General features: G+C 60.3%; 11 protein-coding genes. All 11 read right to left on the reverse strand.

Annotation, left to right across the window (positions count from 1 at the left end):
* Nucleotides 1–49: 49 nt before the first annotated feature.
* The 11 genes from ACWGZX_RS27350 to ACWGZX_RS27400 all read right to left on the reverse strand — a co-directional run bounded on the left by ACWGZX_RS27350 (nt 50) and on the right by ACWGZX_RS27400 (nt 12077).
* The gene (locus ACWGZX_RS27350) at nt 50–1072 is read right to left on the reverse strand and encodes an HAD family hydrolase (RefSeq protein ID WP_452626267.1); all 1023 of its coding nucleotides are present in this window, start codon (nt 1070–1072) and stop codon (nt 50–52) included.
* Nucleotides 1069–2505 carry a hypothetical protein gene (locus tag ACWGZX_RS27355; protein WP_452626268.1) on the reverse strand — a complete coding sequence of 479 codons (1437 nt, stop codon included), beginning with the start codon at nt 2503–2505 and terminating at the stop codon, nt 1069–1071. The genes ACWGZX_RS27350 and ACWGZX_RS27355 overlap by 4 nt, the downstream gene beginning before the upstream one ends.
* Nucleotides 2502–4082 carry a VWA domain-containing protein gene (locus ACWGZX_RS27360; RefSeq protein ID WP_452626269.1) on the reverse strand — a complete coding sequence of 527 codons (1581 nt, stop codon included), beginning with the start codon at nt 4080–4082 and terminating at the stop codon, nt 2502–2504. The genes ACWGZX_RS27355 and ACWGZX_RS27360 overlap by 4 nt, the downstream gene beginning before the upstream one ends.
* Before the next feature lies 1 nt (nt 4083).
* Nucleotides 4084–5076 carry a vWA domain-containing protein gene (locus tag ACWGZX_RS27365; protein ID WP_452626270.1) on the reverse strand — a complete coding sequence of 331 codons (993 nt, stop codon included), beginning with the start codon at nt 5074–5076 and terminating at the stop codon, nt 4084–4086.
* Nucleotides 5063–5671, reverse strand: a complete 609-nt coding sequence (locus ACWGZX_RS27370; protein ID WP_452626271.1) for a DUF4381 domain-containing protein — start codon at nt 5669–5671, stop codon at nt 5063–5065. Before ACWGZX_RS27370 ends, ACWGZX_RS27365 begins: the two co-directional genes overlap by 14 nt.
* A complete protein-coding gene (locus tag ACWGZX_RS27375; protein WP_452626272.1) occupies nt 5668–6597 on the reverse strand; it encodes a DUF58 domain-containing protein in 930 nt (309 codons plus the stop codon). The genes ACWGZX_RS27370 and ACWGZX_RS27375 overlap by 4 nt, the downstream gene beginning before the upstream one ends.
* Before the next feature lie 8 nt (nt 6598–6605).
* Nucleotides 6606–7586: an AAA family ATPase gene (locus ACWGZX_RS27380; protein ID WP_452626273.1), complete on the reverse strand. Its 981-nt coding sequence runs from the start codon at nt 7584–7586 to the stop codon at nt 6606–6608.
* Nucleotides 7587–7657: 71 nt separating this feature from the next.
* Complete coding sequence (locus ACWGZX_RS27385; RefSeq protein ID WP_452626274.1) at nt 7658–8605, reverse strand: SphA family protein; 948 nt, start codon at nt 8603–8605, stop codon at nt 7658–7660.
* Between the two features lie 12 nt (nt 8606–8617).
* The gene (locus tag ACWGZX_RS27390; RefSeq protein WP_452626275.1) at nt 8618–10021 is read right to left on the reverse strand and encodes a DUF1254 domain-containing protein; all 1404 of its coding nucleotides are present in this window, start codon (nt 10019–10021) and stop codon (nt 8618–8620) included.
* A gap of 28 nt (nt 10022–10049) precedes the next feature.
* Nucleotides 10050–11501, reverse strand: a complete 1452-nt coding sequence (locus ACWGZX_RS27395; protein ID WP_452626276.1) for a DUF1254 domain-containing protein — start codon at nt 11499–11501, stop codon at nt 10050–10052.
* A gap of 9 nt (nt 11502–11510) precedes the next feature.
* A complete protein-coding gene (locus ACWGZX_RS27400) occupies nt 11511–12077 on the reverse strand; it encodes a hypothetical protein (protein WP_452626277.1) in 567 nt (188 codons plus the stop codon).
* Nucleotides 12078–12275: the final 198 nt, after the last annotated feature.

Consider the following 12275-nt stretch of genomic DNA (forward strand, 5'->3'; position numbering starts at 1 on the left):
CGTCGCCTGATGCGACAAACGTTTATTGCGGTCCTGCGTTACGCTTTTTTTACTGCACTTGCTCGGGGGTGGCGGAATCGTAAGGGTAGATCCGCCGCCATTCGGCGGCCATGTCGACGACAGTCCAGCCACGGGAATTTGCTTCGTCCAGCGCCTTGTCCAGGCGGCCGATGTCTGACTTGCGGTCATAGGCCCATTCGCGTTTGGCGTCGGTGTGATGCACCAGCCCCATGAATCGTTTACCCGGTCCTGCGGCGGTCCATTGCAGCATCTGCAAGTCGCCGTCGGAGTTGCCGAAGGCGAAGATCGGCCGCTTGCCGATGACCGCATCGATGCTTTCCGGCTTGCCCGGGCCGTCGTCGTTGTGGGCCAGTTTCGGGGTGCGCAGGATCGAGGTTTGGCCGTCCGTGTACTGGAAGGCTGTGACAAACGTAGTACCGATTACTTGTTCCGGTGGAACACCGTAGACCTTCTCGGCGAACGCGCGCATGAACCCGGTGTCACCACCCGAGACGATGTAGGTCTTGAAGTCCTGGCTGCGCAGGTAGTCGAGCAATTCCAGCATCGGCTGGAACACCATTTCAGTGAACAGCTTGCCGGTCTTCGGGTGTCTGGCCTGACTCAGCCAGGTTTTGGCGTAGTCATCGAACGCTTCGGTGGTCATGCCGGTGTGGGTCGCACCAAAAATTTTCATCAGGCCTTCCAGGCCGGAAGCCGCCAGCGCCTTGTGATCGTTTTCCAGTACGGCCTGGAACGGCTGGGTGGTTTTCCATTCCGGGTGTTGCGGTGCCGTGCGTTTGACTTCTTCGAGGGCAAACAGCAATTCGAAGTACATCGGCTGCTCGCTCCACAAGGTGCCGTCGTTATCGAACACCGCGATGCGGTCCTCGGGTTTGACGAAGTCCTTGCTGGATTGATCGGTGACGGCCTGGACGAACTCGATGATGTGTTTCTTCGACGGGCCATCGTTCCACGAGGGCAGCGGTTCGGCAGCTTGCGCAAGCAATGGCAGGGCCAGCGCGAACAGCAGTGTCAGCCCGAAGCGGTGACGGATCGATAGGGGGTTCGTCATGTGAGGTCCTTCTCGTGAGCAGGGTTTAATGGACGTAATGCTGAAGCGGCCTTGGTATGGCGCTGTTCAGCCTGACTATGCAGCGTAGCCAAGGAACGCTTGAGTTCGCGCAACGCTTGCTCTTCGGTTGGCGCACGGCCATAGCAGGCGCGCAGAAAATCTTGCAGCCGAGGGCTGAGAGAGCTCAATTTCAGGCCCAAGTGGCTGCGTCTGAGCCACAGGTACAAGGCGCTCAGTTGGGCGGGCTTGCCGTCGATTTCCCGCGTAATCTGCCGCCAGGCGTAGTCGGCGGACTCCAGCCACGCCGCGTGCCGGGCGTGGCGGCGGGCCTGTGCGGCGAGGTAGGCGCGATGCACGAACGGACGGGCGAACCAGACAAACAGCGCCACCACCATCAGCAGCGCCGAAAACCCCAGCCAGTGCCCGGAAAGGTGCATACGACTTTGCTGGCCAAGTTTTTTCAGGTCGTCAGCAATCGAGAAAACCGGCGTGTAAGCGCTGTTAGCCGCAGCCTCAAAGGTTACCGCCGGGACTTGCGCGGTGCGGGTTTGCTGGCTGCTGGCGTCCCACCATTTCAGCTCGATGGCCGGCAGGCTGTAACGGCCTTCGGCGTCAATGCGGTACGTCACCGTGTCGATGCGCTGGCCGCCGTTGAAGTTGCCTCGGCCATCATCCAGATTGCTGATTTGCGGGCGCTTCGGGTAACGGCTCAATCCGTTGATATCGCCCATCGCTGGTGTCGGCAGGGACATGGCCATGGCGTTGTCAGCCTGCAAGGTCAGCTGACGGGTGATGCTGTCGCCGACCTTCAGCGGCGTCGTGGAATTGAAGACTTTTTGGGTGAAACGCAGACCTTGCGCCACCAGCACCGGTTCGCCGGGTTTGAACCCCGGTGGTTGCGCAGCGGTGAAGTGCAACGGCTGGCTTTGCGCGCTCAGTGGGGCGCTGGCCTGGCCCGGTGTGGCCTGCACAGTCAGCGGCGGGATGTCGAAACCCTGCGCCAGATTCGGGGTGATCCGGTAGGTGTAGCGCATGCCGTTGAAGGATTTACCGTCGAGGCTCTGATTGATGTGTTCGGCGTGGCCGTCCGGTGGCAGCACCAGGGCGCCGGGCAGCTTCAGGTCGGGCAGTGTCGGGGCATCGGTGAACCAGCTGTCGGTGAGGACGTCGAGTTGCAGTTCCACAAGGCCGCCAACCATGACTGAGGTGGCGGGTTGCAGGTGGGTCTGGACTCGGAGGTCGGGTTCGGCGGCGAAGGTGGCGGTGGTGAATAGGCTGAGGAGTAGGGTGCTAATATTGGCGGTGAATGATCTGGCGCTTTCGCGAGCAGGCTCGCTCCCACAGGGGACTTGTGGTGTGCATAGATCTAATGTGGGAGCGAGCCTGCTCGCGAAGGCCACGACTCGGTCTACCAGACTGTCCAGAATGGTCATGGTCTGGCCCCCGTCTGATCCTGCAAACTGAACTTCTGCTTCAAGAACTTCGCCGGTGATGTGCTCAGGTTCTCCAACCACTGTGCATCGGAGGCGGCTTGCTCGGTCTGCACCGGTTTGCTCTGGCCCTTGCCTGGCGCCTTGTCCATTTTGATTTCGTCCGGTTTCACCTCGGGCGCATTTTGCTCGGCGCTGTCGGTGTCTTTCTGCAACGCAATCGCCAACGCCAGATTGGCCGTGGCCTCGGGGAATTGCGGCTGTAACTTCAAGGCTTGTGTATACGCCGCAATCGCTTGATCAAACTTGAAGTGGCGCACGTAAATATTGCCCAGGTAGAAATACGCCTGGGGTGTTTCCAGTCGGGCGAAACTAGCAAGTGCCAGGTCGAAATCGGCGGCGTTATAGGCGGCGATGCCTTTCCAGTACGGATCGACAAAATGTGCGGCGGCCTGCGGGAAGTGCTGGTGTTCGAAGGCCCAGCGGCCTTGCTGATCGGGGGTGAAGAACGCATCGGTCAAGGCGTTGGCTTCGGCGCTGGTCGGTTGAAAACCGATACTCAGCGCCAGCAGCAAACCCGCCATCCAGTTCAGGCTCCAGCCCTTGCGCACGCTGAAAAACGCGAGCAGCAGCAACGGCCAGCACAGCCAGTAACCGGCGTCTTTCCAATGCAATTCGCGCTGTTCATCGCTGGCACTCTGGAAATGCTGCTGGGCGTGCAGTTCAACCCAGTCCAGATCGTCGTTATTCAGTGTCAGGCTACCCAGCGGCGCGTCCACGGCTGAAGCCAACTGCTTGAGCGCTGCCTGATCAAAACTGCCGAGCACCGGGCGACCGTTGCTGTCGGTGCGTGGCTGGTCGCTGGCGTCGTGGAGGATGCCGCCATCCTCACTGCCGACTGCGAGGATCAGCACTTGCAGTGCGCTGTCCTCCAGTTGCTTGTCCAGCCCGGTGAGTTGCGAAGTGTCGGCACCGTCGGTGATCAGCAACAGCGTGCCCGGGGTTTTCTCGGCGGCCAGCAAGTGTTTGGCTTGCTCGATCACTGCGCCGACGTTTTTCCCTTGTTTGGCGATCAGGTCGGTGCTCAGGGCTTGAATGAACGTATCCAGCAAGGCCGGATCATCGGTGGGCGGCAACACCAGGTGCGAGCTGCCGGCGTAGGCGATCAGCGCATTGCGCGCACCGGCGCGGCGCTGGATCAGGTCGTGTAGTTTGTGCTTGGTGGCTTCCAGACGACTCGGCGGCACGTCGTTGGCGTCCATCGACGGCGACAGGTCAATGGCGATGATCAGGGGCGCACGGTTTTCCAGGAAGTCCGGACGGTCCTGTTCCCAGGTCGGGCCCGCGGCGGCGACTGCACCCAGAATCAACACGGCACAGACCAGATGCACCGGTCGCAAGCGTTGTTGATCCTGCGGGGTGATCAGCAGGTGCGGCAGCAAGTGCTCGGCAATGTTGCTGCGCAAGCGCCGTTGCAAGTCGCGGCTGCGGCGCCAGAGTATCGGCAGCAACGCGGCGAACGGCACGAGTAAAAGCCAGAACGGGCGCAGGAAGTGGAAGTCGCTGAAATTGATCTCCATCTCAAGCCTCCTGCCGCTGACGCGCGAGTGTCAGGTGCGGGCGGAGCAGGGCGCCCAGGTGATACAGCGCCAGCAGGGCGATGGCGGTGCCGAGCGGCCACCAGAACAGGTCTTTCTTCGGTTGATGGCTGAGGGTTTTCACCTGATGCGGGGTCAGCGTGTCGAGGGTGCTGTAGACCTGATCCAGCGCGCTGCGGTCTTCGGCGCGGAAGAACTTGCCGCCGGTGGTTTCGGCGATCTGTTGTAAGCCTTGCAGGTTGACCTTGGCTTCACCTTCGGCGGTCGGGTCGCCAATGCCGATGGTGTGAATCACCACACCTTTGGCGGCGGCCATTTGTGCCGCGTGGTCCGGGGTGATGGCGCTGCTGGTGTCGTTGCCGTCGGTCAGCAGGATCAGCACTTTCTCTGGTTCGTGGGCTTGGTCGAGAAGCTTCAGGCTCAAGCCGATGGCATCGCCGATGGCAGTGTTGGGGCCGGCCATGCCGATGCCGGTGTCGTCCAGCAGCAGCGACAGGCTGGCGTGATCCAGGGTCAATGGCGCTTGCGGATAGGCGCCGCTGCCGAACACGATCAAGCCCAGGCGATCATCCTTACGCTTGTCGATGAAGCCATGTACCACTTCCTTGACGGCTGCCAGGCGATTGATCTTCTGGCCGTTGGCGTCGGTGAAGTCGGTGGTTTCCATGGACTGGGAAATGTCGATGGCGAGCATCAGGTCGCGCACCGGTTGTTGGCGTTCGATGGGTTTTTCGACGAACACCGGGCGCGCGGCGGCCAGCAGCACCAGCGCCCAGACCAACAGGTTCAAGGCGAGCTGCCAGCGATTGTTACGGGTCCCAGCCTGGCTCGGTGCTTGACCGACCGCGCGGCTCATGGCACTGAAAAACGGCACACGCACGGCGCTGCGGGCTTCGCGGTAATCGGGCAGGAAGCGGTAGCCGAACCATGGCAACGGCAACAGGATCAACAGCCACGGGTAATCAAGCTGCCACATGATGACGCTCCACCCAGAGTTTGCAGGTGTTGAATAGTTGTTCGCGCTGTTCGTCCTTAATTGCCAGCAGGGTGCTATCTGGCGCATAGGCTAACTGGGCCAGTTGCTGACTGAAGTCGGTCGGCAATGGCTGGGCACTGTGCCGCACCAAAAATGCCTGCCACTCCTCACCCCCGAGCGCACCCACATTCCCCTGTAGGAGCTGGCTTGCCAGCGAAGGCGTCCGATCAGCCGATATCAATGTTGAATGTGAAGGCCCCTTCGCGGGCAAGTCGGATCGCCGCACCGCCGCTCCTACAGGGATTGCATTCCAAGGCTCGGGCATAGAGAGGGCTACTCGTTTGAGCAGTTCCGGGAGCTCGCGCAATGCGTCGAGTTGATTGTCACTGGCCTGCAACTCAGCCAACCGCACCAGCGCCTCCCGCCGATACCGATCCCGTCGCCACTGCCAGTACCGTCGTGCGCTGATCAGTAAAACAGCGATTACCAGCAAACCAGGCAACACCCACCAACCACACGTCTGCGGCGCATAGCTGACCGGCGCCGGCAGCGCTATTTCCTTGAGTTGATCGATGCTCGGAATGTTCGGGTTCATCGGCGCCCCCTGCCGAGTTCAGCTCGCAACTGTTCCTGCGCATCCGTCGCAGTGCTGAACATCATCAACGGCACCTGACTACGACGCAGTAACGTCGCGACATCCTTGAGCCGGCCACTGAGGAAATCACCCAGCGGTTGATGCACGCTGCGCTGTTCGACGGCCAGTTCCACTTGCAACTGGCCTTGAGTAATCAGCAAGCGACCATTTTTCGGCAGATTCAGTGCTAACGGGTCATACACCTGCATGGCAATCACATCGTTGTGCGCCGCCAATTGCCGCATCAATTGCAGCGTGCGCTCACCGGCACCGGCAAAGTCGCTGACGATGCAGATCAAATGATCGTGCCCGGCCAGCGCCAGGCAATGCTGCAACACCTTGTCGAGCTGGTCTTCGCCTTCGGCGTCGGGGTTGGCGGCGTTCAGTTGCTGGTTCTGCTCGGCAATGCGGCTGCACAGCGCTTCGATGCGTTTGCGGCTGCGCAGCGGGGCGATGCTGTCGATGCGCTGATCGTTAAACACCAGACCGCCGACGCGATCACCGGCGTTGAACACCATCCACGCCGCCAGCGCGCCAAGCTCGGCGGCGATGGCCGATTTGAAACTGCGTTGCGAGCCGAAGAACATCGACATGCGCTGATCCACCAGAATCAACGCCGGGCGATCACGTTCTTCAGTGAAGGTGCGCACCACCGGTTTGCCGGTGCGTAGCGAGGCGCGCCAGTCGAGGTGACGCAGGTCGTCCCCCGGCTGGTAGCGGCGCAACTCGTCGAAATTCAGCCCACGGCCGCGCAGACGCGAAGCATGGTTGCCAGCGAGGATGCTGCCTTGCGGCTGCCGCGCCAGAAAACTCAAGTCACGGGCCTTGAACTCCAGCGCCATCAAGTGCGCGAGAGAGACATAGACCAGGCCGTCGGTGCTCTTCATGTTCAACCTCAGGCCGGGATCGCAACCTTGTCGAGCAGGCGATCAAGCACCTGATCCGCCGTCACACCGTCAGCCACTGCGTCGTAACTCAGTTGCAAGCGATGACGCAGCACCGGATGGACCACGGCGCGCACGTTGTCTGGCGAAACAAAATCCTGCCCCTGCAACCAGGCATCGGCGCGGGCGCAACGGTCCAGGCCGATGCCGCCGCGAGGGCTGGCGCCGATGGCGATCCAGCGGCCCAGGTCGGCGTCGTAATCGGCCGGGTGACGCGTGGCATTGATCAGGTCGATCAGGTAACGGTCGATGGCCGGGGACACGTGAATCGCGCTGACTTCGCGACGCGCGGCGAAAATCACGTCCTGCGACAACGCGAAGCCCTGGATCGGAGCGGTCTTGGCGCCCAAGGCCTGTTCTTCGTCTCGCAGCAGGCGCAGCACCTGACTTTCGTTTTCCGCACTCGGGTAATCGAGCAGGACCTTCATCAAAAACCGGTCCATCTGCGCTTCCGGCAGGGGATAGGTGCCTTCCTGTTCAATCGGGTTCTGCGTTGCGACCACGATGAACAGCTCCGGCAACACATGGCTGTTGCCGGCCACGGTGATTTGCCGTTCTTCCATGGCTTCCAGCAACGCAGCCTGGACCTTGGCCGGGGCGCGGTTGATTTCATCCGCCAGGATCAGGTTGCCGAACAACGGGCCGGGCTGGAACTGGATCTGGTTCTTGCCGTCGATCTGGTGCAAAACCTCGGCGCCGGTGATGTCCGACGGCAGCAGGTCCGGGGTGAACTGGATGCGGCTCATCTTCGCGTCCAGGTGCCTGGCCAGCGCCTTCACCGTGCGGGTCTTGGCCAGCCCCGGCAAGCTTTCCAGCAGCAAATGCCCGTTGGCCAGCAGCCCGAGCAGAATCTGCCGGATCACTTGATCCTGCCCCAGCACGCTTTCGGCGATACTGGCTTGCAGGGCGTTAAGGTCATTGAGTGCAGTCATGGCTGATCCCTGAGTCAAAACATGAAGGTCGGAGTGAAGGGAATGAACCGGTGGCCATCCCTGGGCACTCCTCAGAAAAACGCTAACGTCAGGTTGACGCTGACACCGTTGCCTTCAGGGCGGTTTTTGGTGTCGAACTCCGGCACCCACCGCGCGTTGATGCTGGCCTGGGCATCGTTGAACTTGCCGGCCCAGCCGATCGTCGGGCCGGCCCCCACTGAGCGGCCGCGGAAGCCGCTGGTGGCACCACTGCCCGAGTCATCGGTGACCTGCTGGATGTAGCCCGCCACCATGCCGGCATTCCAGCCGTTGCCGAAGCCGTGGGTCCACAGCGCATCGAGGGTAAAAATGTTGCCGTCCTGATAATCCGTGGCTTCATTCTCGGTGTAGATTTCCAGCCCGCTGGACAGGGTGAACTCGCCACCCTTGCCGTCCAGATGGGTGAAGGCCACGGTAGGCATGAAGGTGTACGTATTCTGGCCGGCGTTCGCCAGGCGATTCTCGTTGTAGGCACCGGTTGGCACATAAATGGGCAGCGAGAACGAGAAATGGTTGACCTCGTCGACGTGGTAACCCGCCGCAATCGGCGTCACCAGCATGTCGGCGAACTGGGTCGCGGTGTCATTGCTTCCCAGGGTCCTGCCACGGGGGCCGGTGACACTGGCGGTGATGTCGGTGTACTGCACTGGCACGCCGATGGCCGAGGCGTAGTTCCAGCTGCCCTTGCCGGTGTCCCAGATATGGGTGAAGTTGGCCATGGTGTAGGACACTTTAACGTCCAGCCCGGTACTGATGGCACCGGCGATTGGCACTTGGGCTTTGCCCTTGAGTTGGCCGTCGTACCAGATGCTGGTCAGGGACATGACCCAGCCGGCTTCCGGCGGCACGATCCCGGCGTTGGAAAATACCTGTTGCCCGGTGATCGGCCGCCCGACACCGCCCTCGGCCGCGAGGGCCAACGGGCTTGCGCCGACGACACACAACGCCAGTAAAGGACGTACTACAAAAGGCCTGACCATGACTGACTCCGCTTACTGTTGTTGTGAATTGACCGGCGTCAGCAGTGGCATTTTCCACTGGCCGCTGGTGACTTCCGGTTTTGGCAGGTACAAGCGCAAGACCCCGTAAAACGGACCATTCGGCGCTGGCAACCAGTTGTTTTGCAGCTCTTTGGCCGGGGCCTTGTTCTGCACATACAGGGTCAGGCCGCCGTCGGCGTCGAGCTTGAGGTCGGACAGCATCCGCGAGTTGATCAGGTAGCGATTCAGCGGGTTGGCCACCAGAAACTTGCTCTTGCCGTCGTACATCGTCAGCGACCAGAACGCGTCGGCCGGGGGCAGGGCGCCCTTGTCGAAATGCAGGGTGTAATCGTGCTTCGAAGCGTTGGCCGGTTGGCCGTCCTTGTCGACGAAGTAGCCGATGTAGTTCGCTTCTTCAGCGGAGTTGCCAAAGATTCCCATGTCGGCGCCGGCGTAGCGGTACAGGTAATTGCCTTTTAGGTGATCGCGGGTACCGAAGAAGTCGCCGCTGGTGACCTGATGAGTGTCAACCTTGTCCTTCTTGAACTGCGCGAACTCAGCTTTGGCGTCGCTGATCCCGTCTTCCAGCGCCTGGCGCTGGTCAGGTGTGAGCTCTTGCAATTGGAACGGCTTGCCGGCTTCGATGCCGATCTTGGCGAAGCGGGCGAGCAGGTCTTTTTCCGAGTCCTGCGCCGGGGCGAACGCCAGCATGAAGTTCAGGTAGCGGAACAGGTCCGGGGTGTCGCTCATGGTCGGCGTCGGTTTTGGCCAGGCAATCTTCGGCGCCGCTGGCGGGGCTTTCTGTTTATCGTAGTGGCTCAGGGTTTCAACCTTGTAGCCTTTCTGGATCTGCTTGACCTTGGTCAGGTCCTTTTCATCGAACAATTGCGTGCGATACAGCGCGTAGGCAATGTTGCTTTCGCTGCGCACCAGGCGGTCTATTTCCAGCGGTTGCTGACCTTGCCAGTTCGGCCCGGCAATCATGAAGTGACCGCCGTTGTTGCCTGTACTGCGGGTGCCTAGGTACGCAAAATTCTGCGTGTACGCATCAATCAACTGCACCGAGTAATAACGGTGTTCTTCAATGGGCGGCAGGGTCAGCACCAACGGTTCGGCGCGTAAATCCATCCAGACAAACGAGTAGGGCGTGTCGGCGTTCGGCGTGATGAAGGCGGTGTCCTTGGCGGTGAACGCTTTGGTGGTGTTGCCGATCTGGTTCAGCGGCGCCTTGAAGTTCGGGCTCTTTTTATCGATGGCCTGGGTGTAGAGCGTCTTGTACATCTCCACCACCGGGAAGCCGTACAAGTAAGCCTCTTTGGCGATGCCGCGAGCTTCTTCGGGTGTGGCGGTGAAGTCGGCCCAGGCGCTGGTGCTCAGCGAGAATGCGAGTGCGGTGAGCAACATGCGGTTTTTCATAAAGCTTCCTTATTGAGCCCTTTGGGCGTCATTCCACAGCCGCGATGTCGTCGAGCTTCCAGCTTTTGTCGAAGTAAGCTTCGGTCGGTGCGTACAGGCGGAAATAACTGAACCAGTGTTTGCCCGGTACGGTTTGCACCCAGTTGTTCTCGAAGCCTGCTGGCGCGGTCGGACCGAAGTACAAGTCCACGGAACCGTCTTCATTCTTTTTCAGGTCCTGACGGGACGACAGGTCGGCCTTGCGCTGCGGGTTATCGATCAGGCAACGGCTGTCGGTGTCGTAGACCGTCATTGACCAGAACTGTTTGGCCGGGGGATTGGCGCCGACGTGCAGGCGATAGTTCATGCTGCCATCGAGCCAGTTGCCTTTGCTGTCGGTATAGGCGCCAAGGTACGTCTGGCCCAGCCCCGGGGTTTTCGAGACCATGCCTTTGGTGTTGGTGACCGCTTCGTAGAACCAGGCGCTGCGTTCCCACAACTGGTCGTAATACGCCACGCGCTGTGACGGTTCGGCGATGTTCAGCACGGTGTCCCACTGGCGGTCCGGCCAGAATTGCGCGCCGGGGAAACGCTTGGCGAAGGTGTTGGTCTTGGCGATCAGTTCACCGACCTGCGCACCTTGTTCCAGTGCCTTGCGCTGGTTGTCGTTGGGGTTGAACGGTTTGTCTTTCTCGATGCCGAGGCTGGCAAGCATGGCCATGTAGAAACGGTCACGTTCATTGACCGGTTCTTTCTGGATGATCTGGTGCAGGCGCTCCCAATACGCCAGCCCGCGCGGCTGAGTACCGGACCAGGGTTTGCCACCAGGGGTAAGCAATCTGGTTTTGCTCGGCTCATTGCGCTGGGCGTACGGGTACATCTTGAAGTGCTCGACCAGTGCCTTGCCTTTGGCCGGGTCCGGATCGAGGACACGGAAGCCGACCAGCACATTCATGGTCTCCGATTTGGCCAGGTAGTACTTGCCCGCGTCGGCCGGTGGCTCGGCGCCCGGGGGCAGGACCAGGTATTTGCCGCCCTTGCCCTTGTCCGGGCCGGTCTGGCCCATGTCGATGATCGCGCGTTGCCAGAAATCACCGATCCCGCCCGCGGTCGGTCCAGGTGGCAATTCGATTACCAGCGGGCCGGTTTCATTCAGGTCGACAAAGCCGAGGATGTACGGAGTGGTGGCGTTGGCGGTGATAACGCCCAGTTTGTCTTCGTAACTGTTGAGCACCATCAAGTCGCCGTTGCGTGCACCGAGCTTGTCGCGAAACTCTTCCTGCCACTGCGCGTAGGACACCAGCGGCAGCGCCCAGAGATAACTCTGGGTGGCTTGCTGGAAATCCAGCTCGGCATAGAGTTTGGCGATCGACTCATGGGCTGGCAGTTCGCCTTCCATCGCGATCTTGCCAATCCGCGTATCAAGATCCTGGGCGCCAACGCCGCAGCTGACAAACATGGTCATCAAGCTGAATCCGGCCGCGCGAATTGCACTGCGCATACAAACTCCTTATGTACCGAAAGTGACGTTGATCCCGGCGAACAGTGTGAACTGAGGCACGCCATCGCCTTTGCGTTCAACCGTCCACTGTGGCTCGATGAATGCGTTAAGAATATTGGTCCCGGACTTCCACACCTTACCGCCACCGAAACCGTTCGGGATGTAATGGGTGTTGTTTTTCAGATCGAATGTAATTTGCGGGCCAATGCCCAACTGCACGCCTTCGGTCTTGAGTATGAAGATGTCGAACAGGTTCAAATCGCCAATGCCGGTGCTGTAGCCGCTGTGGGGATCGGGGCGGGTGCTGATCGGCAGGGTCGCGCGCAGCAGTTGTGGAGTGCCTATGAAGTCATTCGGTGCCATCGGCAAGGTGCCGCGCAGCAACGCGTCGTTGGTGTGGACGTTGGTATCGTAAAGCTTGGGGGTGTAGTAATCCTGAAGGTTGGCGCCAGGGGCCAGGCTCAGCGGGTTGTTACTTTTGTTGGCTACGTCGGCGTTATCGGCGAACGCGCAAACGACAGGCGCAATCCATGCCGCCATCAGCAACAAAGCGTTTTTTCCCATACTGACTGACATGATTCCCCGATTCCCTGGTGGCTCGCTAGACGACTCGGCACTTCCCGGCCGTTAATGCGTAATCTCTTTCCGATCATGTTGTAGGAAAGAGTGAAGCTAACAGCTAACCATGACTTAACCAATCGAGGGAATAAGTTATTTCGTTATGTGTGCAAATTCTCGTTATCTTTGTGTACTAAAAAGTTAATACGGATCATG

The organism is Pseudomonas sp. CLCA07, assembly GCF_053615335.1.

What these genes read in the sequence shown, in the direction of transcription:
- ACWGZX_RS27350 (WP_452626267.1), bottom strand. Translation starts at nt 1,072, where the DNA reads ATGACGAACCCCCTATCGATCCGTCACCGCTTCGGGCTGACACTGCTG.
- ACWGZX_RS27355 (WP_452626268.1), bottom strand. Translation starts at nt 2,505, where the DNA reads ATGACCATTCTGGACAGTCTGGTAGACCGAGTCGTGGCCTTCGCGAGC.
- ACWGZX_RS27360 (WP_452626269.1), bottom strand. Translation starts at nt 4,082, where the DNA reads ATGGAGATCAATTTCAGCGACTTCCACTTCCTGCGCCCGTTCTGGCTT.
- ACWGZX_RS27365 (WP_452626270.1), bottom strand. Translation starts at nt 5,076, where the DNA reads ATGTGGCAGCTTGATTACCCGTGGCTGTTGATCCTGTTGCCGTTGCCA.
- ACWGZX_RS27370 (WP_452626271.1), bottom strand. Translation starts at nt 5,671, where the DNA reads ATGAACCCGAACATTCCGAGCATCGATCAACTCAAGGAAATAGCGCTG.
- ACWGZX_RS27375 (WP_452626272.1), bottom strand. Translation starts at nt 6,597, where the DNA reads ATGAAGAGCACCGACGGCCTGGTCTATGTCTCTCTCGCGCACTTGATG.
- ACWGZX_RS27380 (WP_452626273.1), bottom strand. Translation starts at nt 7,586, where the DNA reads ATGACTGCACTCAATGACCTTAACGCCCTGCAAGCCAGTATCGCCGAA.
- ACWGZX_RS27385 (WP_452626274.1), bottom strand. Translation starts at nt 8,605, where the DNA reads ATGGTCAGGCCTTTTGTAGTACGTCCTTTACTGGCGTTGTGTGTCGTC.
- ACWGZX_RS27390 (WP_452626275.1), bottom strand. Translation starts at nt 10,021, where the DNA reads ATGAAAAACCGCATGTTGCTCACCGCACTCGCATTCTCGCTGAGCACC.
- ACWGZX_RS27395 (WP_452626276.1), bottom strand. Translation starts at nt 11,501, where the DNA reads ATGCGCAGTGCAATTCGCGCGGCCGGATTCAGCTTGATGACCATGTTT.
- ACWGZX_RS27400 (WP_452626277.1), bottom strand. Translation starts at nt 12,077, where the DNA reads ATGTCAGTCAGTATGGGAAAAAACGCTTTGTTGCTGATGGCGGCATGG.